This is a genomic window from Mesorhizobium sp. BHscii (assembly GCF_053848065.1).
In genome coordinates, this window is sequence record NZ_JBSPKW010000006.1 from 101,541 (window position 1) to 125,751 (window position 24,211).

27 protein-coding genes, 1 tRNA gene and 1 pseudogene are annotated in these 24,211 nt (G+C 61.8%); 17 read left to right on the forward strand and 12 right to left on the reverse strand.

Annotated features, from left to right (window positions below; translation table 11 throughout):
• Nucleotides 1–210 precede the first annotated feature (210 nt).
• The 3 genes from ACWTU7_RS11360 to ACWTU7_RS11370 all read left to right on the forward strand — a co-directional run bounded on the left by ACWTU7_RS11360 (nucleotide 211) and on the right by ACWTU7_RS11370 (nucleotide 2,430).
• On the forward strand, nucleotides 211–573 hold the full coding sequence (locus tag ACWTU7_RS11360) for a hypothetical protein (RefSeq protein ID WP_455838636.1): 363 nt from the start codon (nucleotides 211–213) through the stop codon (nucleotides 571–573).
• Nucleotides 574–900: 327 nt separating this feature from the next.
• Nucleotides 901–1,137, forward strand: a complete 237-nt coding sequence (locus ACWTU7_RS11365) for a hypothetical protein (RefSeq protein WP_455838635.1) — start codon at nucleotides 901–903, stop codon at nucleotides 1,135–1,137.
• Between the two features lie 408 nt (nucleotides 1,138–1,545).
• Complete coding sequence (locus ACWTU7_RS11370) at nucleotides 1,546–2,430, forward strand: hypothetical protein (RefSeq protein ID WP_455838634.1); 885 nt, start codon at nucleotides 1,546–1,548, stop codon at nucleotides 2,428–2,430.
• A 149-nt stretch (nucleotides 2,431–2,579) separates the two neighbouring features.
• Here the strand turns inward: ACWTU7_RS11370 and ACWTU7_RS11375 are convergent, their stop codons facing one another.
• The 5 genes and pseudogenes from ACWTU7_RS11375 to ACWTU7_RS11395 form a co-directional block, all read right to left on the reverse strand.
• On the reverse strand, nucleotides 2,580–3,467 hold the full coding sequence (locus tag ACWTU7_RS11375; RefSeq protein ID WP_455838633.1) for a glutathione S-transferase family protein: 888 nt from the start codon (nucleotides 3,465–3,467) through the stop codon (nucleotides 2,580–2,582).
• A 26-nt stretch (nucleotides 3,468–3,493) separates the two neighbouring features.
• Complete coding sequence (locus ACWTU7_RS11380) at nucleotides 3,494–4,075, reverse strand: VOC family protein (protein WP_455838632.1); 582 nt, start codon at nucleotides 4,073–4,075, stop codon at nucleotides 3,494–3,496.
• 203 nt (nucleotides 4,076–4,278) lie between these two features.
• Nucleotides 4,279–4,353 (reverse strand) — tRNA-Glu (locus tag ACWTU7_RS11385).
• 90 nt (nucleotides 4,354–4,443) lie between these two features.
• Nucleotides 4,444–4,852, reverse strand: a pseudogene (locus ACWTU7_RS11390) (VOC family protein).
• A complete protein-coding gene (locus tag ACWTU7_RS11395; protein WP_455838631.1) occupies nucleotides 4,849–5,226 on the reverse strand; it encodes a fimbrial protein in 378 nt (125 codons plus the stop codon). The pseudogene ACWTU7_RS11390 and the gene ACWTU7_RS11395 overlap by 4 nt, the downstream one beginning before the upstream one ends.
• Before the next feature lie 25 nt (nucleotides 5,227–5,251).
• Here ACWTU7_RS11395 and ACWTU7_RS11400 point away from each other — a divergent pair, with 25 nt between their 5' ends.
• Complete coding sequence (locus ACWTU7_RS11400; protein ID WP_455838630.1) at nucleotides 5,252–6,352, forward strand: RluA family pseudouridine synthase; 1,101 nt, start codon at nucleotides 5,252–5,254, stop codon at nucleotides 6,350–6,352.
• 207 nt (nucleotides 6,353–6,559) lie between these two features.
• Nucleotides 6,560–7,471, forward strand: a complete 912-nt coding sequence (gene rpoH / locus ACWTU7_RS11405) for an RNA polymerase sigma factor RpoH (RefSeq protein WP_455838629.1) — start codon at nucleotides 6,560–6,562, stop codon at nucleotides 7,469–7,471.
• A 102-nt stretch (nucleotides 7,472–7,573) separates the two neighbouring features.
• On the opposite strand, the gene ACWTU7_RS11410 is transcribed toward rpoH, so the two are convergent.
• Complete coding sequence (locus ACWTU7_RS11410; RefSeq protein WP_455846517.1) at nucleotides 7,574–7,795, reverse strand: DUF2274 domain-containing protein; 222 nt, start codon at nucleotides 7,793–7,795, stop codon at nucleotides 7,574–7,576.
• Nucleotides 7,796–7,943: 148 nt separating this feature from the next.
• On the opposite strand from ACWTU7_RS11410, the gene ACWTU7_RS11415 reads away from it, so the two are divergent.
• On the forward strand, nucleotides 7,944–8,369 hold the full coding sequence (locus ACWTU7_RS11415; RefSeq protein ID WP_455838628.1) for a hypothetical protein: 426 nt from the start codon (nucleotides 7,944–7,946) through the stop codon (nucleotides 8,367–8,369).
• Nucleotides 8,370–8,606: 237 nt separating this feature from the next.
• On the opposite strand, the gene ACWTU7_RS11420 is transcribed toward ACWTU7_RS11415, so the two are convergent.
• The 4 genes from ACWTU7_RS11420 to ACWTU7_RS11435 form a co-directional block, all read right to left on the reverse strand.
• Entirely contained in the window at nucleotides 8,607–9,479 is an 873-nt protein-coding gene (locus ACWTU7_RS11420) for an MBL fold metallo-hydrolase (RefSeq protein WP_455838627.1), read from the reverse strand.
• Nucleotides 9,480–9,628: 149 nt separating this feature from the next.
• Nucleotides 9,629–10,288 (reverse strand): peroxiredoxin, encoded by a 660-nt coding sequence (locus tag ACWTU7_RS11425; RefSeq protein WP_455838626.1) that lies wholly within the window; start codon nucleotides 10,286–10,288, stop codon nucleotides 9,629–9,631.
• A 167-nt stretch (nucleotides 10,289–10,455) separates the two neighbouring features.
• Nucleotides 10,456–10,821, reverse strand: a complete 366-nt coding sequence (locus tag ACWTU7_RS11430) for a cell division protein ZapA (protein WP_023797070.1) — start codon at nucleotides 10,819–10,821, stop codon at nucleotides 10,456–10,458.
• A gap of 19 nt (nucleotides 10,822–10,840) precedes the next feature.
• Nucleotides 10,841–11,113: a DUF4164 domain-containing protein gene (locus ACWTU7_RS11435; RefSeq protein WP_023797069.1), complete on the reverse strand. Its 273-nt coding sequence runs from the start codon at nucleotides 11,111–11,113 to the stop codon at nucleotides 10,841–10,843.
• 305 nt (nucleotides 11,114–11,418) lie between these two features.
• On the opposite strand from ACWTU7_RS11435, the gene tkt reads away from it, so the two are divergent.
• The 7 genes from tkt to ACWTU7_RS11470 all read left to right on the forward strand — a co-directional run bounded on the left by tkt (nucleotide 11,419) and on the right by ACWTU7_RS11470 (nucleotide 20,887).
• Nucleotides 11,419–13,410, forward strand: coding sequence for a transketolase (gene tkt / locus ACWTU7_RS11440; protein ID WP_455838625.1), 1,992 nt, complete (start codon nucleotides 11,419–11,421; stop codon nucleotides 13,408–13,410).
• Between the two features lie 155 nt (nucleotides 13,411–13,565).
• Entirely contained in the window at nucleotides 13,566–14,576 is a 1,011-nt protein-coding gene (gap, locus tag ACWTU7_RS11445; RefSeq protein WP_127208478.1) for a type I glyceraldehyde-3-phosphate dehydrogenase, read from the forward strand.
• 253 nt (nucleotides 14,577–14,829) lie between these two features.
• Nucleotides 14,830–16,719, forward strand: a complete 1,890-nt coding sequence (locus tag ACWTU7_RS11450) for a potassium/proton antiporter (protein ID WP_455838624.1) — start codon at nucleotides 14,830–14,832, stop codon at nucleotides 16,717–16,719.
• A gap of 109 nt (nucleotides 16,720–16,828) precedes the next feature.
• Nucleotides 16,829–18,025, forward strand: coding sequence for a phosphoglycerate kinase (locus ACWTU7_RS11455; RefSeq protein WP_455838623.1), 1,197 nt, complete (start codon nucleotides 16,829–16,831; stop codon nucleotides 18,023–18,025).
• Between the two features lie 138 nt (nucleotides 18,026–18,163).
• Nucleotides 18,164–19,189, forward strand: a complete 1,026-nt coding sequence (locus tag ACWTU7_RS11460) for a class I fructose-bisphosphate aldolase (RefSeq protein ID WP_455838622.1) — start codon at nucleotides 18,164–18,166, stop codon at nucleotides 19,187–19,189.
• Nucleotides 19,190–19,316: 127 nt separating this feature from the next.
• Complete coding sequence (locus ACWTU7_RS11465) at nucleotides 19,317–20,057, forward strand: DUF899 domain-containing protein (RefSeq protein ID WP_029348733.1); 741 nt, start codon at nucleotides 19,317–19,319, stop codon at nucleotides 20,055–20,057.
• 98 nt (nucleotides 20,058–20,155) lie between these two features.
• Nucleotides 20,156–20,887: an SGNH/GDSL hydrolase family protein gene (locus ACWTU7_RS11470; RefSeq protein ID WP_127212172.1), complete on the forward strand. Its 732-nt coding sequence runs from the start codon at nucleotides 20,156–20,158 to the stop codon at nucleotides 20,885–20,887.
• A 14-nt stretch (nucleotides 20,888–20,901) separates the two neighbouring features.
• Here ACWTU7_RS11470 and ACWTU7_RS11475 read toward each other — a convergent pair whose 3' ends face one another.
• Both ACWTU7_RS11475 and ACWTU7_RS11480 read right to left on the reverse strand, forming a co-directional pair.
• On the reverse strand, nucleotides 20,902–21,063 hold the full coding sequence (locus ACWTU7_RS11475) for a hypothetical protein (RefSeq protein ID WP_077380491.1): 162 nt from the start codon (nucleotides 21,061–21,063) through the stop codon (nucleotides 20,902–20,904).
• 179 nt (nucleotides 21,064–21,242) lie between these two features.
• A complete protein-coding gene (locus ACWTU7_RS11480) occupies nucleotides 21,243–22,196 on the reverse strand; it encodes a ring-cleaving dioxygenase (RefSeq protein ID WP_455838621.1) in 954 nt (317 codons plus the stop codon).
• Between the two features lie 269 nt (nucleotides 22,197–22,465).
• Here ACWTU7_RS11480 and ACWTU7_RS11485 point away from each other — a divergent pair, with 269 nt between their 5' ends.
• The 4 genes from ACWTU7_RS11485 (at nucleotide 22,466) to ACWTU7_RS11500 (ending at nucleotide 24,159) form a co-directional block, all read left to right on the forward strand.
• The gene (locus ACWTU7_RS11485) at nucleotides 22,466–22,633 is read left to right on the forward strand and encodes a hypothetical protein (RefSeq protein ID WP_082982284.1); all 168 of its coding nucleotides are present in this window, start codon (nucleotides 22,466–22,468) and stop codon (nucleotides 22,631–22,633) included.
• Between the two features lie 86 nt (nucleotides 22,634–22,719).
• Nucleotides 22,720–23,322, forward strand: a complete 603-nt coding sequence (locus ACWTU7_RS11490; protein WP_455838620.1) for a DJ-1/PfpI family protein — start codon at nucleotides 22,720–22,722, stop codon at nucleotides 23,320–23,322.
• 53 nt (nucleotides 23,323–23,375) lie between these two features.
• Nucleotides 23,376–23,741, forward strand: coding sequence for a VOC family protein (locus tag ACWTU7_RS11495; RefSeq protein WP_127210640.1), 366 nt, complete (start codon nucleotides 23,376–23,378; stop codon nucleotides 23,739–23,741).
• A gap of 7 nt (nucleotides 23,742–23,748) precedes the next feature.
• Nucleotides 23,749–24,159: a hypothetical protein gene (locus ACWTU7_RS11500; protein ID WP_455838619.1), complete on the forward strand. Its 411-nt coding sequence runs from the start codon at nucleotides 23,749–23,751 to the stop codon at nucleotides 24,157–24,159.
• Nucleotides 24,160–24,211 lie beyond the last annotated feature (52 nt).

A 24,211-nucleotide genomic window follows, 5' to 3' on the forward strand; every position in this document is an offset into this window, starting at 1 on the left:
ACGCCCTGGGGCTGATGGGCTTGGGCAGGTCATCGTCCATGCCCGCCCCCCAGTCGCGCCAGGGACGCTGCGGCACTTTTGATTTTGCGCATGATCCCCGGCGAAATCGATTCCGATTCTCCGGGTCATGCGCTAGCCTTGCCCGCAGTGTATTCCGACGGTTGTCGGTAGAACCGAAGCCGCGTTATAAATCCCGCAAGGGTGTTGCCGATGTTGGGACGGATCCTGGCTTTTTTCCTGTGCCCGATGCTGCTGTTGGGGAGCGGCTGCTCGCGCAGCTACGACGGCACCGTCGTCATTCCAAGGCCGCTCGACGTCCGGCGGTTCTGGGACAGGCCGCCGCAGCAGGCGCAAGCCGAACAGCCGCAGTTGCTGCAGACCGATGTCTTTCCGGTGGCGCCCGAAACGCCGGAAAGAGCGGCGGCCCGCAGAATCAGCACCCCCGTGGCGCCGAGAAGGCAAATCACCAGGATTTCCAAAGATCCGCCGACGCCGTCATCCGAGCCGGCAAAACCGCTCACCTGCAGGAACGTCAGTCAACCCGGAAAACGGGTCCGCATGGTTTGCGAATAGCCAGCCGGCATTCAGACGGTGGCAGCTAAAAAGATGCGCCCTAAACACGTGCTGCGCACCTGACGCAGCGGTTCGGTCATACGCGCACGCGATCGCCGAAAGCATGTGCTGACCGGTGGGTTTCGGGCTGCGCGATCGGCGTTACCGCCGCCACGTTGAAACCTTATCCCGCCCTCGACGTTAACGGCTATTGCAGCGCCGCGCGTACCTTTGGACGCACAAAGCACGTTGTGATTTGGCGCATGGTCCTGAACCGAAGGCAAGCGGAGCAGAGATTGATCCCGATCTTTCTGGTGATGCGCTGGATGGTCAAAGGAGACGGCACACATGTCGATTCACTTCACGGTCTCGGACCTGACCAGAAATCTGTTTCACTCGCCCAGAAATCTGTTTCACTCGCTGAGACTGGACCATGAGCGCGCGCCGAGACCTCTCAGCCCTGAGCAAAGTCTTTTGCTGGAATGCTACCTGGCCGGCCAGATTCCGGAATCGGCCTGGAGCGACTACGTCTTCGAGACGCCGGAGTTGGCGCGCCATGTCAATGCGAGACGCAGGCAACACTGATATCTCGTGGACCGGGATTCGGGTCCGATCGCTTGAGATGCCGCAACCCCGATGTTTGAAGGCTTGACGCCCGACGACAATCGCCAAGTCAGGCGCGGTTTCCCCTGGAACAATAGCCCTTGAAGCAAAAAGGCCGGCACATGGCCGACCTTTCCTTCCACCTCGACCGCGCCAGTACATCCGTGGTCGCGAGCTGGAGGTGAATTGCCGATCAGTAGATAGGGATTTGGTTAACGAATCCTTAACCGACGGGAGCTGCTCATCGACGCGTCATGGCCAATCTGATCTGCGTTTTCGTGATGAGTGCGGAAAGTCGTCTTTAAATGCGGCACATATTATTAATCGTTGTACACCACGTGTTAGCGTGTGAAGCATGCCTAGTAACTATCGTATTCTGGAACTCGATTTATGGCCGTACTTGGCGCCCTCCCTCCCGACGTCCACTGTCGACCAATTCGCGAAGCTGATTGGGAAGGAGTGGTCGACTGCCTGTGCCGGGGTTTTCCGGAGCGTGACCGGAGTTACTGGATACAGGCGCTGACCCGTTTGTCGCTGCGGCCTGCCGTCGCCGAATTCCAACAATACGGTTTTGCTTTGGAGAAGGCTGGTCGGATCGTCGGCGTTGTGCTGACCCTTTATACCCGTTATCGCAGGCAGGAAGGCGACGAAATCCGCTGCAATCTTTCAAGCTGGTCCGTTGACGCAGAATTCCGCCCCTATGCCATCAAGCTGATAACGGCGGTTCTCAAGCAAAGAGACGTGACCTACACGAACGTTTCGCCGGCGCCCGCGACATTAAAGCACAATTTGGCGCTCGGCTTTCGCCTCTTTTCCAGCGGACAATTTGCCTTCCTGCCGGCGTTTAGTTCGGTGCAGCGGTCCTGTCGCGTGCTTGAAGCTCGTTCCGATCTTGCCGAAATGGCCATGCTGTCCGACAGTGAGAGATACATACTCTCGGAACACGCCGCGCTGGGCTGCCTGTCATTGATTTGCATTTGCGACGGAGCAGCGTTTCCTTTCGTATTAATGCCGCGCCGGACATTGCGCGGTCTTATCCCATCCTATCAGGTCATCTATTGCCGTTCCCTCGCGGATTTGAGCCGGTGCGCCGGTGCTGTGGGGCGCTTTCTCTTGCGAAGCGGCATCCTGCTGTGCGTCGTCGACGCCAAGGAGCCGATTGCAGGCCTGTTCGGGTGGTACCGCCCCAACAGGGGGCTGAAGTACTTCAAGGGTCCCAGGCCACCCTCGCTCGGAGATCTGACGTTCACCGAGCTTGTAATATTCGGTCCCTGAACGCCAAGCGCAACGCCGCCCCGATTTGCAGCAATGCCGATGCCTCTAGCCTATCTATCCGGCGGCCGGGCGGTGTTCTCGGCCTATGACTGCAGCCCTGTCGCCTGAGGGGCAAGCTCGATGCGCTCAACGCAGTCAGCCAAAACGCCTCACGCCTCGGCCTGCGACTTCACATAGGCGATATAGCCGCGCACGTCGGCGGCCGGCTCGGCATAGGCTTTGCCGAGCTTCTTCTCGATCGCCGCCATGTACTCCTTCGCCCATTGCGGCAGCGCATAGTCGATGACGGCCAGGAATTCGAGCGTCGCGGCCAGGCGAATGTCGGCGATCGACGGATTCTTGCCGCCGATGAACGGCTTGCCGTTCCTGAAGAAGCTGTGAAAGACCTCCAGCGGCTCGGCTATCGCGGCTATAGCGGCCTTCTGGGCTTCCGACTTCTTGTCGGGATGAGCGTCGCTGTGGCCGACCTCGCCGGCATATTGCGGGAAGTTCAGCGCAGGATAGGTGGCGCGCGCCACATAGGGGTAGAGCGTGCCGATCAGGTAGAACATGGCGCTGTCGATCATTGCCCGCTTGGCCGGCGCCTTGGGATATAATTTCTCCAGCCCATGCTTGTTGGCGAGATACTGCATGATGGCGCAGCTTTCCCACAGGACGCCTCTCGGCAAGCCCTTGTCCTCGATCATCGGCGTCAGATGCGCCGGGTTTCGCGCCATGTATTCAGGCGAGCGTGTGTGGCCCCATACGTCGGTCTCGGAATGGTCGAGCCCGGCCGCGCGCGCAAACACCCGAACGCTCATATTGTTGACGCTCGGCTTCAGCATGCTGAGCGTCAGCCCGGCTTTTTTCGCTGATTTCGCTTTGGCCTTGGCCGCGGGCTTCGCGGATGCCTTGCCTGCAGGTTTTGCGCCGGCTTTCGTTGCCGACTCCGCGGAAGCTTTCGGCGCCTTGGCCGCAGGCTTTGTCGCCTTGGCAGCTGGTTTTGTGGCGGCCTTGGCAGCCGGCTTCTTCGCACTCTTCGTTGTCGTCTTTGCCATTATGGTCCTCCCTCGGGTTGCTGTCGTCAGTATGGATTTTTCGGCGCGCGGTCCTCCGACAAGGTCGCGCGGGAGCGCTCGACAAGCGCCTGGATCGCGTCGGCGAGATGCACTTCGGCGATTGCGTAGTCGCCGCGCGCGACGCGAATCTTGTGCGCCTGCATCAGCACGTCGGCATGGGTGAAGCCCGCCGGCGGCTCGAAACGGTAGGAGGCGAGTTCGATCAGCAGGCCGAGCGGATCCTCGAAATAGATCGAATCCATAAAACCGCGATCCTTGACGCCGCTGTGCTTGATGGCGCGCTCGTCGAGCCGGGCAACCGCCTGCAGGAAGGTGACGCGCGACACCGCAAACGCGATGTGATGGACGCAGCCCGTATCGGTCGGCGTGCGCCGCTTGACCGGCGTGCGGCTCTCATCGGTGAAGATAGTGATCAGCCGGCCGTCACCCGGATCGAAATAGAGGTGGCTTTCGCTGGCCTTGTCGAGATTGGGCTGCTCGAAGATGAAAGGCATGCCAAGCACGCCTTCCCAGAAATCGATCGAAGTCTGGCGCCCGGCGCCGACCAGCGTGATGTGATGGACACCCTGCGACTGCAGTTTCTGCATTTGGCCCTCTCTCCCTGCGCTCTTCTCTTCCCGACGAGCTTGGATCTATTCGCTGCGCGACAAATTCATCTCCGGCGGCGTTCTGCACCTTTGGCCCCTATTTACATGACGCGATGCTAATTCAATTGAGGGGGCCGCGCCAGAAGCGGTGACTGCGGCCGTGACCGACAGCGATGCCAGGTACGCAAACGTTTTGAGATCCTTGGTACGCCCAAGGGGAATCGAACCCCTGTTCCCGCCGTGAGAGGGCGGTGTCCTGACCGCTAGACGATGGGCGCGTTCAAGAACCGGCGATATAGGCTGACGGCTGGGAAAAAGCAACTGGGCTTCGGACAGTCGATGATGCTGGAAAAATATCCGTTGCAGTCCTATCGTTTTGGCTCGATCAGGTCCCAGAGATTTCCATGGAGATCGGCGAAGACCGCCACCGTGCCGTAGGCCTCGTGGCGAGGTGCCTCACGGAATTCGACGCCCTTTTCGAGCATTGCCGTGTGGTCGCGGACAAAATCGTCGGTTTCGAGAAGCAAAAAGACGCGGCCGCCGGTCTGGTTGCCGATGCGGCTTGTTTGCGCATCATCGGCCGCTTCGGCCAGCAGCAGCCGCGCGCCTTGTCCGTTGGCCGGCGCCACCGTGACCCAGCGCTTGCCGCCGCCAAGATCGACGTCTTCGATGAGCAAAAAGCCCCAGCTTGCCGACGTACCAGGAGATCGCCTCGTCGTAATTTGCGACGACAAGCGCGACGGTGGCCACACGGCGATGTTCGTCGAATCCAGTCATTTGTTACGGATCGAAAAGCGACCGACAATGCGGCGCTCAGTGATGTCGTAGACAAAGATGGCGCGGCTGCCGTCGGCAAGTTCCGCATCGATGGAGAGGCGGTTGCCGGAGAGCGACTGGCTAATGAGCTTGGCGCCGACCGGCAGCACGACGTCGCCGGTCAGCGGCTCGCCGGCCGGCACCTGGATGTCGCCGGCAAGTGATGGGGCTGCAGGTGGCGCGGTGCGCGTTTTGTAGACAAGGGCCGCGATCACCACCATAAGGGCGAGAAACAGCAGGCCAAGATTGATGGCGACGAAGCGGACGAGCTTCTTGCGCACCTTTTCAACCTCGGGGTCGAGCGGCTTTTCCTCGTCTTCGTCGGCAGCAGCCATGGCAAAACATTCCGGAGCGATTTCGATGAGCGCTCATAACGAAGAGGCCCCCATATTGATAGAGGATGGATTAATAGGGAATGGATTGATGGAGGGCGGATCGCCAGACGGTAGATCGCCAAACGGGGGATCGATCGTGCTGGAAGCGGGTCCCGATGCGGCCGGCCAGCGCCTCGACCAGTGGCTGGCGGGCAAGCTCCGCCCGGACATGGCGCGCAGCCGGGTGCAGATGCTGATCAGACAAGGCGCCGTCAAGGTCGGCGGCCAGCCGGTCAACGAGACCAAACGCAAGTTGGCGGCCGGTGACCGCGTATCGGTCGATATGCCGGAGCCGGAGCCGGCGGAGCCGCAAGGCGAGAACATCGCGCTCGACGTCCTCTATGAAGACAATGAATTGATCGTCATCAACAAGCCGCCTGGGCTTGTCGTCCATCCCGGCGCCGGCAACTGGACCGGCACGCTGGTCAACGCGCTGATCCACCATTGCGGCGACAGTCTTTCCGGCATCGGCGGTGTGCGGCGGCCGGGCATCGTCCATCGCCTGGACAAGGAGACCAGTGGCGTCATGGTCGTCGCCAAGACCGATCGCGCCCATAAGTCATTGTCGGAGGCCTTTGCCGATCATGGCCTGACCGGCGATCTCAAACGCGCCTACCTGGCGCTGGTCTGGGGCATACCGATGAGACCGACAGGCACGGTCGACGAGCCGCTCGGCCGCGCCGTCGACCGCGTGCGCCGCGCCGTGGTGCCGGAGGGCCGCGACGATGCCCGCCGCGCCGTCACCCACTTTACCGTGATCGAGCGCTTTGGCGAGCAGCAAAAGCAATTTGCCACGGCAAGTCTGGTCGAATGCCGGCTCGAGACCGGCCGCACCCATCAGATCCGTGTCCATATGGCCCATATCGGCCATCCGGTCGTCGGCGACCCCGATTACGGCCAGGCCTTTCGCACTAAGGCGAACCGGCTGCCCGAGCCGCTGAAGGGCCGGGTGAAGGCATTTCCGCGACAGGCGTTGCATGCCCGCCTCCTTGAATTTCGGCATCCGACGACCCATTTAACGATGAGGTTCGAGGCGCCTGTACCGAGGGATATGGAGGAACTCGTCGACGGCTTTCGCAAACTCTGAACCGCCTTCCATCCATTCAAAACCTGATCGGCAAAAACCTGACCGGCGTTGTTCACTTTGGCGTGACACACTGTTTCGTGTTGAACCAATGCTGTCCTTTCTGGTTTTGTTCCTATATACACCGGTTGTCGCGAACGAGCCTTTGGCGTTCGCGATATATGCCCGCCACGTTTCGGGGGCACCACTCCAAGAGAGAGGGGCGCTATCATGGCCCAGTCATTACCCAGTATCGTTTCCGGCGAAGGCGGCCTCAGCCGCTACCTGGAAGAAATCCGTCGCTTTCCGATGCTTCAGCCGCAGGAAGAGTACATGCTCGCCAAGCGTTACGCCGAGCATGAGGACACCACGGCTGCACACAAGCTGGTCACCAGCCATCTTAGGCTCGTCGCCAAGATCGCCATGGGCTATCGCGGCTACGGCCTGCCGATCGGCGAGGTGATCTCGGAAGGCAATGTCGGCCTGATGCAGGCCGTCAAGAAATTCGAACCGGAGCGCGGCTTCCGGCTCGCCACCTATGCCATGTGGTGGATCAAGGCCTCGATCCAGGAATATATCCTGCGCTCGTGGAGCCTGGTCAAGATGGGCACGACCGCCAACCAGAAGCGCCTATTCTTCAACCTGCGCAAGGTGAAGGGCAAGATCCAGGCGCTCGACGACGGCGATTTGAAGCCCGACCAGATCACTGAGATCGCCACCCGCCTCAACGTGTCCGAGGCCGAGGTGGTGTCGATGAACCGCCGCCTGTCGGGCGACGCCTCGCTCAACGCACCGATCCGGGCGAGCGAAGGCGAGTCCGGTGAGTGGCAGGACTGGCTTGTCGACGACCACGAAAGCCAGGAAGAGGCGCTGATCGAGCAGGACGAGCTGGAAAACCGGCGCGGCATGCTGTCGGGCGCTCTTGCCGTGCTCAACGAGCGCGAGCGGCGCATCTTCGAGGCGCGCCGCCTGGCCGAGGAGCCGCTGACGCTGGAAGAATTGTCGGCCGAGTTCGACATCAGCCGCGAGCGCGTGCGCCAGATCGAGGTGCGCGCCTTCGAGAAGGTGCAGGACGCGGTCAAGACCGCGGCCAAGCGCCAGATGCAGGCGCTGCGCACCATCGAGGCGCAGCCGGCGGCGTAACGCTCCGACGGAAAAATAACGGCGGCGTCAGGTAACTGGCGCCGCCTTTTTTATGGGGTCCTCCGACTGCCGGGAGAATTGTCCCTTGGTGTCATGTTTTAGCTAGGATTGCCGGTTCCGCCGCACCTTCGCGGACGCACGATCCGTCGCGATAAACCGCTCAGTCATCGGTGCGATCAGCCTGGCCGGATCATAGCGGCAATATAGCAATTTTCCCCAAGACCTGGAAACCGCAACGCTGCAAATTGTGGCGGCAATGTTCCGGCGCCGACACGGGCTTCCGTCGCGAAATTCCACAAGGCGGCGCTTGCGGCAGGCCAGCACGACAATGGGCCGCCGGGGCTGTGCTGGGCAGTTGAGCTCGTCTATTTGGAAACCAAGGCAGTATGACGATGACGATTTCTCCTTTTCTCACCGCCCTCGGATCCGAAGGTCCCCCAGCCGACCGAGCGAAAGACATGGACCTGTATGGATGGCTATTGGAAGCTGGGAAATGGACTCGGTCCACTACCTCCACGACGGCACAATCCAGAAATGCAATGGAGAATGCCATTTTGGCTGGGTGCTCGAAGGCCGCGCGATTCAGGACGTTTGGATCAGGCCCAAGCGCCCTGCGCCGTCCACGATGTATGGCACGACTTTGCGCATCTTCGATCCTGGAATCGAGGGATGGCACATCGTATGGAACGACCTGCTCAACCGAGATCACTCACGCCAGATCGGGCGGGCCGAGGGAAAGGACATTGTCCAGCTCGGCAATGACTCGCGCGGTCAGAAAACTCGATGGCGTTTCACTGAGATCACTGCCAACAGCTTCCATTGGATCGGCGAGGAAAGATCTTTCGAGAGCGATCCTTGGCAAATCACGTATGAATTAGCCCGCCGAACAAAACCCTGAAGCTAGAGTAGCTGGCGTCTGTGCCGCTCCTCCTCCGGCTGCCGCCACTTTCTCCCCGTATGGCGACGGGGAGAAGAGGCAGATCGCACCGCCGGCACTCTTTTTGCAACGTCGAAAATTGGCGAAATCGTCAGCGAAAGCGTCCTTCTCCCCGTTATACGGGGAGAAGTGCCCGGCAGGGCGATGAGGGGCGGGGCCGAGTTTAAAATAGAGTTGTAGTGCCAGCGACCCATCTCATCACAAGCAATCGAGCGGAAATTTCAAATACCGGCGGCCGTTGGATTCCGGTTCCGGCAAGCGCCCGCCATTCATGTTGACCTGCAGCGCGTGCAGGATCAGCCTCGGCATCGGCAGCGTCCTGTCGCGTGCCTCGCGCAACGCTACGAAATCGGCCTCTGTCCTGCAGCCGGCAACATGGGTGTTCTTGGATTTCTGTTCCGCAACAGTGCTCTCCCACAAGGGTTCGCGCCCCTCCGCCTGGTAGTCATGACCGACGAACAGACGTGTCTCGTCCGGTAGCGCGAGGATATCCTGGATCGAGCGCCAGAGTCGCGCGGCACTGCCGCCGGGAAAATCCGCTCTTGCCGTGCCGCTGTCCGGCATGAACAGCGTATCATGGATGAAAGCGGCGTCGCCGATCACATAGGTAATCGAGGCCAGTGTGTGGCCCGGCGAAAAAAGCACCTTTGCCGGAATGCCGCCGACCGAGAAGGTCTCGCCATCGGCAAACAGCCTGTTCCACTGCGATCCGTCGGCAGGAAAATCCGGCCAGTTGTAGATCGCTTTCCACAATTTCTGGACGTCGATAATCTTGTCGCCGATCGCCGTAGGCGCTCCTGTCTTCTCGTTGAGATAGTGCGCCGCCGAGAAATGGTCGGCGTGGGGATGCGTGTCGAGAATCCATTCGACGACCAGCCGTTGATCTCTAATGAACTCGAGCATCGCGTCGGCATTCTTCGTCGCCGTGGCGCCGGATTTCTCATCGAAATCAAGAACGGGATCGATGATTGCGCATCGTCGCGTCTGTGGGTCGGCGACGACATACTGGATGGACCCGCTCGGCTTGTCGTAAAAGCCTGCCACCTGCAGCTTGGCCGATGTCGCGTCCAATCTCGGCTCCCTCAACGCCCACCCGGCAGGAATGGTTTTCCCTGCCGGGGTAAAAGAAGAGCATGGTCGTTCGCCAGCGCCACGCCGTCAAGCACCGCATGCTTCGCCGAGGCAAAAAGGCCGAAAATCCTTCCGTGCCGTCTAGCCGCTCAGGCTGAGGGCTGCTTGGTCTTCCGGAGATACGGCAGGATCGTCTCGTAGGCGCCGAAACGCTTGATCGCGTCCTCATTGGAAACGGCGGCGGTGATGATGACGTCCTCGCCCTGCTTCCAGTTCGCCGGCGTCGCCACCTGGTGCTTGGCAGTCAGTTGGATGGAATCGATCGCACGCAGGATCTCATCGAAGTTGCGGCCGGTCGTCATCGGATAGGTGAGAACCAGCTTGATCTTCTTGTCGGGGCCGATGACGTAGACCGAACGCACCGTCGCGTTGTCGGCGGGCGTGCGCCCTTCCGAGGTTTCGCCCGCACCCGCCGGCAGCATCTCGTAAAGCTTGGCGACCTTGAGGTCCTTGTCGCCGATCAGCGGATAGTTCACCGATTGGCCGGTCGCCTTCTTGATGTCATCCTGCCATTTGCCATGGCTTTCGACCGGATCGACGGAAATGCCGATGATCTTGACGTCGCGCTTCTTGAACTCGCCTTCCAGGCCGGCCATCGTGCCGAGCTCGGTCGTGCAGACCGGCGTGAAATTCTTCGGATGGCTGAAAAGCACCGCCCAGCCGTCACCGATCCATTCGTGGAAGTTGATCGTCCCTTGCGTGGTTTCCGCCGTGAAATCCGGCGCGATATCGTTGATACGAAGGCTCATGACGTGTCCCTACCCTGTGATTGGAGCCGGCATTGACCGGCGTTGCTTTTGCCTTTCTACCACTCCCGCGTCATCCTTCAAACGCCTGTTGCACCGGCATCGAGGCCGGCGGCGAAAAATTTTCATTGCTTCTCGGCAAATGCAGCAGGAATTTTGGCTGCGCTGGCTCAGGCCTTGTTCACCGCCAGCGTCGTCGCCAGATCTTCCATGCGCTGGGCGAGCGCGCCAAGCGCTTGGGTCAGCACCGAATCGTTCTTGTCGGCCTTGGTCAGCGCGTCGTCACGCGTCTTGCGCAGCGTCAGCACTTCGCTTTCCATGCCCTTGACGCGTTTTTGCAGTTCCGAAAGCTCGTCCATGACCATGATGCCGGCCATCACGGTCAGCCGCTGGTCGCCGATCTCGCCGAATGAGTCTTTCAGATGCGAGACATAGCGGTCGAAGCGCTCGGCAAGGTCGATCAGATGCTCTTCCTGGCCCTCGTCGCAAGCCATGCGATACTGCTTGCCGTCGATGGAAACCGTGACTTGTGCCATTGGCCTACCTGTCCAGTCCCTATCTGTCCAACACGGCGCGGATGGTTTCCATGGCGGTCACCAGCCGACGCGACACTTCCTTGTTGGCGTCTTCCAGCCGTTCGGCGCGCGCTTCGGAATTGTCGAGTTCCTGCGCCAGCCGCGAGCGATCGGCGTTCATGCGCTGCACCTCCGCCTCGGCTTCCGTATAGTCGCGCTCGTGCTCGAGCTTGGCCGCGACGGCATTTTCCAGCCCCTCGATGGCCTTACCCAGCCTCGCGATGACTTCTTTGAGTGTCGTTTCCCCGGTCATGGCTTTCGTCCTGCGCCCTGCCCATCACCGAATCATCCACGTTCAGAACGCGTTATGTCTGAAACATTACCCGCCGTGTGAAGCCAACGTCAATAAAGCTCTCGCGGCTGTCCCCTGCTAACGCTAATGTAGAGCCCCCAAGGCCCTTCTGGCGCCATCACAAGACCGGCAAAAGCGCCGGTTTATTGACTAACAAGATCGGCGAAAGCGCGCCGGTTTGTTGACTAAAAAGCCGCGCCTGCTATGTGTCGCGCACGCTTTTCAAGGGCGCTCCCAAGGCCCCAACCCCCCACACTGGAGGAAGCATGACCTCGCGTGAACAACATGACCGGATGGCCAATGCGATCCGTTTTCTTTCCATGGACGCCGTCGAGAAGGCCCAGTCCGGCCACCCCGGCCTGCCAATGGGCTGCGCCGACGTTGCCACGGTGCTGTTCACGCGTTTCCTGAAATACGATCCGAAGAACCCGCACTGGCCCGATCGAGACCGTTTCATTCTGTCGGCCGGCCACGGTTCGATGCTGCTCTATTCGCTGCTCTATCTGACCGGCTATGAAGACATCACCCTCGACCAGATCAAGCATTTCCGCCAGTTGGGATCGAGGACGGCGGGTCATCCCGAATATGGCCATGCCGCCGGCATCGAGACGACGACCGGCCCGCTCGGCCAGGGGCTTGCCAATTCGGTCGGCTTCGCACTCGGCGAGCGCATCATGAATGCCGCTTTCGGCAACGACCTCGTCGACCATTACACCTATGTACTGGCCGGCGACGGCTGCCTGATGGAAGGCGTCTCCCAGGAAGCCATCGCACTTGCCGGGCATCTCAAGCTGAACAAGCTGATCGTCTTCTGGGACAACAATAACATCTCGATCGACGGCCCAGTGTCGCTGGCCGACAACACCGATCAGGTCGCTCGCTTCCAGGCGTCCGGCTGGAACGCCAGCCACATCGACGGCCAGGACCCGGAAGCGATCGCCTATGCTATCGAGGCGGCGCGCCATTCCGACAAACCGACGATGATCGCCTGCAAGACCACGATTGGCTTCGGAGCGCCGACCAAGGCGGGTACCAACAAGGCGCACGGTTCTCCGCTCGGCGCAGAGGAAATCGCCGGCGCCAGGAAGTTCTTCGGCTGGGACTATCCGCCCTTCGAGGTTCCTGCCGACATCCTCAATGCCTGGCGCGACGCCGGCAAGACGGGTGTCAAGGCACGCACCGACTGGGAAGGCCGCCTTGCCGAGGCCGACGCCCAATTGCGCAGCGAATTCGAGCGCCGCATCAGTGGCACGTTGCCAGCGAATTTCGACGCCGTCCTCACCGACTACAAGAAGAAACTCGCCGCAGACAAACCGAAGGTCGCCACCCGCAAATCGTCGGAAATGGCGCTCGAGATCATCAACGGCGCGGTGCCGGAAACGATCGGCGGCTCGGCCGACCTGACTGGCTCGAACAACACCAAGACCAGCCAGACCAAGAACATCACATCAGACGATTACGGCCAGCGCTACGTTCACTACGGCATCCGCGAGCACGGCATGGCGGCCGCCCTCAACGGGCTGACGCTGCATGGCGGCCTCATCGCCTATGGCGGCACGTTCATGTGCTTCTCCGACTACGCCCGTCCGGCGATGCGGCTTGCCTCGCTGATGGGCATCCGCTCGATCTTCGTCATGACCCATGATTCCATCGGCCTCGGCGAAGACGGCCCGACCCATCAACCGGTGGAGCATCTGGCCGCACTGCGTGCCATCCCGAACCACAATGTCTTCCGTCCGGCCGACGCGGTCGAGACCGCCGAATGCTGGCAGCTGGCCATCGAGCAGGAAAAGACGCCTTCAACGCTGGCGCTGACCCGGCAGAACCTGCCGACCGTGCGCAACGACTTTGTTGCGGAAAACCTCAGCCGCCAGGGCGCCTATGAGTTGGCTGGCGCCAATGGCGATGCGGCGGTGACGATCTTCGCTTCGGGCTCCGAGGTCGAAATCGCGCTGGCGGCGCGCGAGGCGCTGGAAAAGCACGGCCATCCGACCCGCGTCGTCTCGGTGCCGTGCTTCGAATTGTTCGACAAGCAGAGCGCCGACTATCGCAAGAAGACGATCGGCAACGCGCCGATCAAGATCGCGATCGAAGCCGGCATTCGCCAAGGCTGGGATTATTTCATCGGCACCGACGGCATCTTCATCGGCATGACTGGGTTCGGCGCCTCTGGCACGATCGAACAGCTCTATCCGCATTTCGGCATCACCGCCGAAGCGACGGTGAAGGCGGCGGAAGCCCGCCTGCGCGGCGAGTAAAAGCCAGGCGCCCGCGAAACCGCGCATAGTGGTTTTGCGGGCAGCCTCCGTCTGGTGGACTTAAATCCAACCCATCGACGGCTGGATTCTTTGCCAGCCCGCCGTTATGAAGCTGCGGACTTGATCTTCGGCCTCCAACTCCCAGGGAGAGAAAAATGACCGTCAGAGTTGCCATCAACGGATTCGGCCGCATCGGCCGCAACATCCTGCGCGCCATCCACGAATCCGGCCGCAAGGACATCGACGTCGTCGCCGTCAACGACCTCGGCCCGGTCGAAACCAACGCGCATCTGCTACGCTTCGACAGCGTGCATGGCCGCTTCCCGCATGAAGTGACGGTTGACGGTGACCAGATCACCGTCGGCACCGAAAAATTCAAGGTCACCGCGATCAAGGACCCGACGCAGTTGCCGTGGAAGGAGCTCGGCATCGATATTGCGCTCGAATGCACCGGCATCTTCACCGCCCGCGACAAGGCCGCCGCGCATCTGACCGCCGGCGCCAAGCGCGTCCTCGTCTCGGCGCCGGCGGAGGGCGCCGACCTCACCGTCGTCTATGGCATCAACCATGACAAGCTGACCAAGGACCACATCGTCATCTCGAACGCCTCCTGCACCACCAACTGCCTGGCACCGCTGGCAGCCGTGCTGCATGAGGCCGTCGGCATCGAGAAGGGCATGATGACGACGATCCACTCCTACACCGGCGACCAGCCGACGCTGGACACCATGCATAAGGATCTCTACCGCGCCCGCGCCGCGGCCCTGTCGCAGATCCCGACTTCGACCGGTGCGGCCAAGGCGATCGGCCTGGTGCTGCCCGATCTCAAGGGCAAGCTCGACGGCATCTCCATTCGCGTGCCGACCCCGAACGTCTCGGTTGTCGATTTCAAGTTCATCGCCAAGCGGCCGACGACCGTGCAGGAGATCAACGAGGCGGTGATCGCCGCCTCCAACGGCAAGCTGAAGGGCATCCTCGCCGTTACCCATCACCCGAACGTGTCGATCGACTTCAACCACGATCCGCATTCCTCGATCATGGCGCTCGACCAGACCAAGGTCATGGACGGCAACTTCGTTTCGGTGCTGTCCTGGTACGACAATGAATGGGGTTTTTCCAACCGCATGGCCGACACCGCAGTCGCCTTCGGCAAGACCATCGCCTGATCGCAGAACCATCTTCTCGCGACTTGGAAACGCCCGGCTCTGTCCGGGCGTTTTCATGAGAGCGCCCAGCGCCCTTTTGGATGCGCAAACGACGCTCTAACGGTTTGTTTGGCAAGACTGCGCCTTGAACGCCAAAACACTCAATAATCAGCGGCATAGGGCAAAAAACCACCCTCACGCCTTGCACCGGTCATGTCTTCGCCTCACTCTCCCGTAAAGCGAGAGGAACACGAATTCGAGGGGCAATTGGCGGATGGAGCATGCGATCTATCTCGTGACGCTGGTCGGCGCCGCACTGGTCGTCGCCGCCGCGTTTTCGAGCCTGATCGCCTTCCGCTTCGGCGCCCCTCTCTTGCTGCTGTTTCTCTGCATTGGCCTGGCCACGGGAACCGACGGCCTCGGCATCCAGTTCGACAATGCGCGGCTGGCTTATTTTGCCGGCTCACTGGCGCTCGCGGTCATCCTGTTCGATTCCGGTTTCGGCACGCCGCTCAACGCATTGCGCCAGGCGGCCGGACCGGCACTGTCGCTGGCGACCATCGGTGTCCTTTTGACCACTGGCCTGTTCGGCGTCGTCGCCTATTATCTGCTCGATCTCAGCTGGCTGGAATCCTTCCTGCTCGGGGCTGCTGTCGCCTCGACCGACGCGGCAGCAGTGTTCTTCCTGTTGCGCGCCGGCGAGATCAATTTGCGCGAACGCGTGCGTTCCACGCTCGAGGTGGAATCCGGCACCAATGACCCAATCGCCATCTTCCTGACCATCAGCCTGGTCGAGATCACCGCCGCCAACGCCAGTCCCGAGGCCAGGGTGCTGGTTACGGATCTCGTCCTCGGCTTCCTTCTCAATATGGGGCTTGGCGCCATCGTCGGCATTTTCGGCGGCCTCGCCATCGTGCGTCTTGTCGACCGGCTCAATCTCGACCACGGGCTGCTGCCGATCTTCGTGCTGACGCTGTCGCTGATGGTGTTCGCCGCCGCCGGCGCCATTGGCGGCTCCGGTTTTCTGGCGGTCTATATTGCCGGCCTTATTGCCGGCAATTCCGACATTCGCGCCGTCACCATCCTCAAGCGCTTCCAGGACGGCATGTCGTGGCTGGCACAGATCATCATGTTCCTGGTCCTCGGCCTGTTCGCGACGCCCTCGCAATTTCCGGCGATCCTGCTGCCGGCGGTGCTGCTGGGCCTGTTCCTGATATTCGTGGCGCGGCCAATCGCCGTCTGGCTTTGCCTGATGCCGTTCCGTCTGCCGCGCCCGGAAGTCGCCTTCGTCTCATGGGTGGGTCTGCGTGGCGCCGTGTCGATCCTGCTCGCCATCACGCCGCTGCTTGGCGGACTTGAGAACGGCCGTCTCATCTTCAACACCGCCTTCATCGTCGTGCTGGTGTCGCTGGTCATCCAGGGATGGACCGTCGGACCGCTGGCACGCCGCCTCGGCCTGATCGTGCCGGCCCGCCTAGGCCCGTTGGACAAGGTCGAGCTCGAATTGCCGGGCTCCGCCCATCACGAGCTTCTCGCCTATCGCGTAGCACCCGGCAGCCCGGTGGCGCGCGGCGAGCGCATTCCGCGCTGGGCCCGGCCGTCGCTGGTGCTGCGCGACGGGCGCTCGATGCGCTTCCAGGACATGGGCAGGCTCGCCGCCGGCGACCATGTCTACATTTTCGTGCCGGATCGCTATCCAGCCCTGCTCGACAAGCTGTTCGCCAGCCGGGCCGTGGTCGATCCCGAGGACGCGGACTTCTTCGGCGCCTTCGCCGTCGATCCGGCGCGCTCCGCCGCGGAACTTGAAGCCGCTTACGCGCCGGGCCTGACCGAGGAGGAACGCAAGCTGACCGTCGGCGACCTGGTGACGGAGCGGCTCGGCGGTCATGCCGAATATGCCGACCGCGTGCTGATTGGTCCGATCGAGTTGATCGTCCGCGATGTCGACGACAAAGGCAAGATCACGGGCCTCGGTCTTTCCCTCGAGCCGACCGCGCCGGTGGCACGGGTGCCGGTGTTCCTGAGTGCTGGCGAGATCGCCGACCGCGTCGCTGGCTTTGTGCGCAATTGGCGCAAGCGGATCAAAAAGCAGAGTGCCGAGGCGCCGGACGACGCGGAACGGTCTCCACAGCCGGCGGTGGAAAGGGCAACCGACGAGGGCTGACTGCTCCCGACACATGCCGTGTCATATTTTCCGCGTAGCACCATAGCAGGTCTTGCATCGTCGTTGATGCGGGGTAAGGTCCCGGCGATTTTTCGCGAAAGGGAACAGCATGGCCGGCTTCAAGACACTGGACGACATCGGCAACATCGACGGCAAGCGTGTGCTGGTGCGCGTCGACCTCAACGTTCCCGTCGCCGACGGCAAGGTGACCGACGCCACCCGCATCGAGCGCATCGCGCCGACCATCGCCGAGCTTTCCGGCAAGGGCGCCAAGGTCATCCTGCTTGCCCATTTCGGCCGGCCCAAGGATGGACCGTCGCCCGAATTCTCGCTTGAGCCGATCGCCAAGGCGAGCGCGAAGGTGCTTGGCTGCCCTGTCGGCTTCGCGCCGGATTGCATCGGCGACGCAGCGGCAAGCGCCGTCGCCGCCATGAACAACGGCGACGTGCTGCTGCTCGAAAACACCCGCTTCTACAAGGGCGAGGAGAAGAACGACGCGGCCTTCACCGAAAAGCTCGCCGCCAATGGCGACATCTTCGTCAACGACGCCTTTTCCGCCGCCCACCGCGCCCATTCGTCGACGGAGGGGCTTGCACACCTGCTGCCGGCCTTCGCCGGCCGTACCATGCAGGCCGAACTCGACGCGCTGGAAAAGGGCCTCGGCAATCCCGTCCGCCCTGTCGTCGCCATCGTCGGCGGCGCCAAGGTGTCGAGCAAGATCGACCTCCTGATGAATCTGGTGAAGATGGTCGACGCGCTGGTCATCGGCGGCGGCATGGCCAACACCTTTCTCGCCGCGCGCGGCACCGATGTCGGAAAATCGCTGTGCGAGCATGATCTCGCCGGGACCGCCAAGCAGATCATGATCGAGGCGGCCGAAGCCGGCTGCGCCGTCATCCTGCCGGTCGACGGTGTCGTCGCCGGGGAATTCAAGGCGGGCGCCGCCAGCGAAACCGTCGCCATATCAGAGGTGCCGGCCGATGGGATGATCCTCGATGTCGGCGAAAAGACCGTGAAGACCGTTGCCGACTGGATCGACCGCGCTGCGACGCTGGTCTGGAACGGTCCGCTCGGCGCCTTCGAGATCGAACCGTTCGACCGGGCGACGGTGGCGGCAGCCAAGCACGCCGCGGCCCGCACCAAGGCCGGCAAACTGGTCTCGGTGGCTGGCGGCGGCGACACGGTGGCAGCACTCAACCATGCCGGCGTCGCCGACGACTTCACCTATGTCTCGACCGCCGGCGGCGCCTTTCTGGAATGGATGGAAGGCAAGCCGCTGCCCGGTGTCGATGTGCTGAAGCGCTGAGGCCCTGGGGCGACAGGCGAACGAGGGGCGTTTGCGCCTTTCAATCGATTCGAGCTTTCCGCTTGGAATGGTTCGACTTGAACCTGCCTTGCTCTAGTGGTCTGCTAGGTTGGAACAAACGGTTCAGGAGGATGCACAATGAGCGAACGTCTCGAGGACATTGCCGCCGCGATGGTGGCCGACGGCAAGGGTCTTTTGGCCGCCGACGAAAGCTCCGGCACCATCAAGAAGCGCTTCGACGTGATCGGCGTCGAATCGACCGCCGACAGCCGCCGCGACTATCGCGAGATGATGTTCCGCGCCAAGGAGGCGATGACCAGATACATCTCCGGGGTCATCCTCTACGACGAGACTATCCGCCAGAAGGCCGCCGACGGCACGCCGCTGGTCGACATGATCAAGGCGACCGGCGCCATTCCAGGCATCAAGGTCGATGCCGGCGCCAAGCCTCTCGCCGGTTTCCCTGGCGACACGATCACCGAAGGCCTCGACGGCCTGCGCGAGCGGCTCGCCGACTACTACAAGCTCGGCGCCCGTTTCGCCAAATGGCGTGCGGTGATCGACATCGACGTCGCCAAGGGCGTGCCTTCAGCCACGTCGATCGGTTCGAATGCGCATGCGCTCGCCCGCTATGCGGCGCTTTGCCAGGAGGCCGGCATCGTGCCGATCGTCGAGCCGGAGGTGCTGATGGATGGCGCCCATGACATCGGCACCTGCTACGAGATCAGCAAGGCAACGCTGACAAAACTCTACACCGAGCTCTACGCGGCCCGCGTCATCCTCGAAGGCACCATCTTGAAGCCGAACATGGTTCTCGCCGGCAAGAAGTCGGGCAAGACCAGCAGCCCCGAGGAAGTCGCCGAAAAGACCATAAGACTGTTCCGCGAAACGGTGCCGGCCGCAATCGGCGGCATCGCCTTTCTCTCGGGCGGGCAATCGGACGAGGAGGCGACCGCCAACCTCAATGCCATCAATGCCATCGGCCCGCATCCATGGAAGCTGACCTTTTCCTATGGCCGCGCCTTGCAGGCGGCGCCACAGAAGGCCTGGAGCGGCAAGGCGGCCAACGTTGCCGCTGCCCAGGCCGCCTTCGCCCACCGCGCCCACATGAACCATTTGGCCGCACTTGGAAAATGGCAGCCGGACCTGGAACAGGCCGCCTGACCGGTTTTTTCTGCCTTCGTCCGAACCCGGGCCATGTGCCCGGGTTCAATTATGCTCCAAAAAACCGAAGGCCGTGTCGGCTTGCGTTGAGCCCCAAACGTCCTTGGGCTCAAAGAGGAGCAGACTCATGCCAAACAACAAGATCGTTTCACGGGAAGACTGGTTCCAGGCGCACAAGGCGCATCTGGCCCGCGAGAAGGAATTGACGCGATTTCGCGACCGCATCGCTGCCGAACGGCGGGAATTGCCCTGGCTGAAGATCCGGAAGGACTATGTCTTCGAGACCGAACAGGGCCCGAAGAAACTGGCCGGCCTATTCGGAGGCGCAAGCCAGCTGATCGTCTACCACTTTATGTTCGGGCCGGGCGCCGATTATCGTTGCGAAGGGTGTTCCTTCCTCGCCGACCATATCGACGGCGCCAACCAGCACCTCAAGCACCACGATGTGTCGCTGGTCGTGATCTCGCGGGCGCCGTTGGCCGAATTTCTGCCCTACAAACAGCGCATGGGGTGGAAATTCGACTGGGTGTCGTCCTACGCGTCGGACTTCAACTTCGACATGCAGGTTTCCTTCACCGACAAACAGATCCAATCAGGCGACACGACCTACAATTTCGAGCAGCGCGCGCTGAAATCGAAGGACCTTCCCGGCATCAGCGTGTTCTACAGGGACGAGAACGGCGACATCTTCCTGACCTTCATGTCGCGCTCCAGGGGCGGCGATCCGCTGATCGGCGCTTATCACTATCTCGACCTGACGCCGAAAGGCCGCAACGAGACAGGTCCCTACCACAGCCTGATGGACTGGGTGCGGCTGCACGATGAATACGCAGACAGGCACGAGATGCAGGACGCCTGTTACCATTGACGACGGGCAGCCGACGCAAGATCTTTCGCCTTTAGCCCGATATGCGCTAAGTGCTGCTCGCCACGCCTTTAACGGACTTTCCCCATTAACGGTTTGCGATGCAGCGCTTTCTTGCCCTCCTCACCTGGCTCGCCTTTCCAGTCTATGTCTGGCAGGGACTCGGCGTGCGCCGCCGCACCACCCGCATGCTGCCGGCGCAAGGTCCGGTCATGCACGAGATATCAGGCCAGGCGCCAGCGATCTCGCTTCTGATGCTTGGCGATTCTTCCGCCGCTTCGGTCGGCATCGGCAATTCCGAGTACGGGTTGGCCGCGCAATTGGCCGAGCTGATCTCGCAACGCACTGGCCGTGCGGTGCGCTGGCGGGCAGCCGGCTTCAACTCGGCGACCTCAGGCCAGATCCGCGACCATGTGCTGCCCAATCTGTCGGCTGATCCTTGGACGCATATCGTGCTCGCCATCGGCACCAACGACACCAAGAACTTTCACTCGGTGCCACGCTTCAAAAGCGATTTTGGCGGCCTGCTATACGCGCTGCGAGCCAAATGGCCTGAGGCGCGCGTGGTGTGGTCGCCGGTGCTGGAATTCACCCGGGCGCCGGCAATGCCGCCGCTGCTTGGAACGATCCTGGAGATCCGCGCCGCCGAGATGAACCGGATGGGCGAGCGCCTCTGCCTCGAACGCGGCGCAGTGCCGGCGCCGCGCCTGCCGATCACCGATGCCGAAGCCGGTTTTGCCTCCGACGGATTTCATGCCTCGGAAGCCGGCTACCGGGCCTGGGCGGAACATCTCGTCGACCTGGTGCTGGCCAACGAACCACGCGTAGCGTAGCGAGGCCGCCAGCTCTACGTCCAATGCCCCAGCGCCGCTGTTATCGAAATCGCCGCCATCGCCAGCACCGCCAGCTTCCAGAAATCGCTGCGCCGCTTCAGCCCCGGCCAGCCGAGCGGCTTGATCAGCTGGATGACCATCATGGCAATGATAACGAGCGCGAGGAGTTTCGACATGCCGCTTTTTGACTAGCGCATCGGCCCGAAAATCGAAATCGATTTTCGGAAAGCACGAGGCGTAGATTCAAAGGTGCTGGAGCGTCCTTTGCGCGTCCAGAAGACGCGCGGCGCTCTAGTATCACGGCCGGCTGTCACAGCGCTCCGCTCATGCCAGATCGCCATAGCGCTGAGGGGTGCTAGGCCAGCGGCTTGAGGCCGGCCTCGATCGAGGCCCGCTTTGGTTCGAGGAAGGGCGGCAAGGCCAGCCTTTCGCCCAGCGTTTCCAGCGGCTCGTCGGCCGTAAACCCGGGGCCGTCGGTGGCGATCTCGAACAATATGCCGTTCGGCTCACGGAAATAGAGCGAACGGAAGTAGTATCGTTCGACTTCACCGCTTGACGGCAGGCGGAATTCGGCCAGCCGTGCCGTCCATTGATGCAAGGTCTCCCGGTCCGGCGCCCTGAACGCGACGTGGTGGACCGCCCCGGCACCTTGCCGTGCCGGCGCCAGGCCCGGCTGCACCGCGACATGAAGTTCCGCCGCCGGGCCGCCTTTTCCCATCTCGAAGACATGAACCTGGCCCTGACCATCCGGCGAGACATAATCCCGCGCCTTGTGCATGTTCATGACCCTGGTCAGCACCGCTTCGGTGTTGGTGATGTCGGGAACGCTGATCACGATAGGCCCGAGCCCGCGTATCTGGTGCTCGATTGGGACCGGGCTTTGAGCCCAGGGATGACTGTCGCCCTTGCTGCCATCGCTGACGAGACGCAGGCGCTGGCCTTCTGGATCTTCGAAATCCAGCGACGGGTAACCGCCGACATCGCCGATCTCTCCCGTCGCCACGGTCTCGCCGGACAAGTGCTGCTTCCACCAGGCAAGGCTTTTGGGGCTGGCGACCCTCAGGCTGGTCCGGACGATGCTGTTGGTGCCGCGCCGTTCGCGTCCGACCGGCCAATCGAAGAAGGTAAGATCGGTGCCAGGCGTCGCCTCTGCGTCGGCATAGAAAAGGTGATAGGCCGACGTGTCGTCCTGATTGACCGTCTTCTTGACTAGTCGCAGGCCCAAGGTCCTCGTGTAGAAACGAAGGTTTCCGGGCGCATTCGCGGTGATAGCGGTCAGGTGGTGGATTCCCGTCAGTTGCAGGCCCATGGTCGTCTCCTTGGTTTACGGAAAATTTTTCTCCTTCAATATCAGAACGCCGACCCTATCGCAGAAGGATGCGAATTCCGACAGTCCGTCGCTGCAAGCTGAACGATCTCGACGCTGATAGCGACCTGCGATGAACAAGCCGGCGTGCCGCGCACCGGCGAGCTCGGGAAGGCAAAACCGGCAGCATCACCGAAGCCATCATTCTACTGACAGACTGCTGTCAGGAGGGGTGTGCGATAGTGTCTCCATCGAAAGAGAGGAGACCAGCTATGAACGGTTTTACCATTCTGCGCAGCGTGCAGCACTATGTCGGCAAGATCAGGACGATGCGCAACGAGATCCGCACCCGGCGTTTCATGAACGGGTTGCCGCAAAGCATCCGCAAGGACATCGGTTGGCCGGATAATTACGAAGGCCGCCACGGCCGCGGCCATTGAGGCGATTTCTTCGCAGCAGCAGTTGGATGCGGACTGCCACGGCGCCCAGATAAACAGGTCCGGCGGACGGAAAGACGGAGCAGGAAATGTCCGAACAGAAAACCATCGGCGTTCTTTTCATCGATCGCTTCGCCGACTGGGAATACGGGCTGCTGGCGGCTTCGGCGGTCGAATGGTTCGGCGCACGCGCGGTGTCGCTGACGCCGAGCGGAAAGCCGGTGACTTCGGCCAGCGGATTTATGCTGACGCCCGACCGTTCCACCGAGGTTGATGAAAACACCGATCTCGACGCTGTGGCGGTCATCGGCTCCGACCAGTGGGTCGATGCCCCGCCTGATGTCTCCCGGCTGCTGACAGCGGTCGCAGCGCGTGGCGGCGTGGTCGGCGGCATTTGCGCCGGCACCTTGGCACTGGCACGTGCCGGCTTGTTCGACAAGGCCAAACACACCAGCAATGGTCGTGACTGGATCAACGAAAAGGAACCGGGTTACCCGGGCGCCCAGAACTATCAGGACGTGCCCTATGCGGTCGCCGACGGTCGCATCGTGTCCGCACCGGGTTCGGCTCCCGGCACGTTCGCTCTTGCCTATTTGAAGACGCTCTATCCCCAGAGAAGCAGCGACCTTGCTGAGATGCGTATGCTGTTCGCCAAGGAGTACGCTGAAGGGGAATATGCTGAAGCCTCCTGACAGTATGGTGTCAGGAGCGGCGTGCAATAGTCCGGCAGTATCAGGAGACAGACATGGCCTTCATCCCTGCAAAAGCTTCGGCATGGTTCGAGATTCCTGTCACCGACATGGATCGGGCGCGCGCCTTTTATGGGTCGGTGCTCCAGAACGATCTCATTCTGGAGGAGAGCGGCCCGAACCCGATGGCCATGTTCGCCGCCGAGGACCGAACGGCCTCCGGGCACATCTACCCAGGGAAACCCGCGGCACCGGGAAATGGCCCGACCATCCATCTGTCGGTTGCCGCACCGATCGAGGACGCCATGGAACGGGTGAGGCAGAACGGCGGGCAGATCGTCTCGCCGGCGATCTCCATTCCGGCCGGCACATTCGCTTATTGCCTCGACCCGGACGGCAACAGCTTTGGGCTCTTCGTTTAGGTGGCGCATGGTAAAGAGCTGGAACGACAGGCTGAACACGCGGGGCACCAACGGTATCAAGCCGACGCCGCGCACTGTTGGCGACGTCGTCGAAGGCCAGCCGATGCTGGTGCCGACGGCACGGCAGGTCGATGATTTCATCCGCTCCATCCCAGAGGGCGTGGACATGGACGTCCGCGCATTGCGCACCGCGCTCGCCATCGAGCACGGTGCCGAAGTGACATGTCCGGTCACTATCGGCTATCATCTGCGCATTGTTGCCGAGGCCGCCAACGAGGATCTGGAACGCGGCATGACGCTTAGCGACATCGCGCCGTTCTGGCGGGTGCTGGATGCAAAGACGCCGACAACAGGGAAGTTGTCCTTCGGCGCGGCTTTCGTCGCCGCGCAGCGCAAGCGCGAAGGGCTCGAACCATAATGCATGTCGCCCAAAAGTGGGAACCGGTTTTGGCAAAACGACATGCATAGAA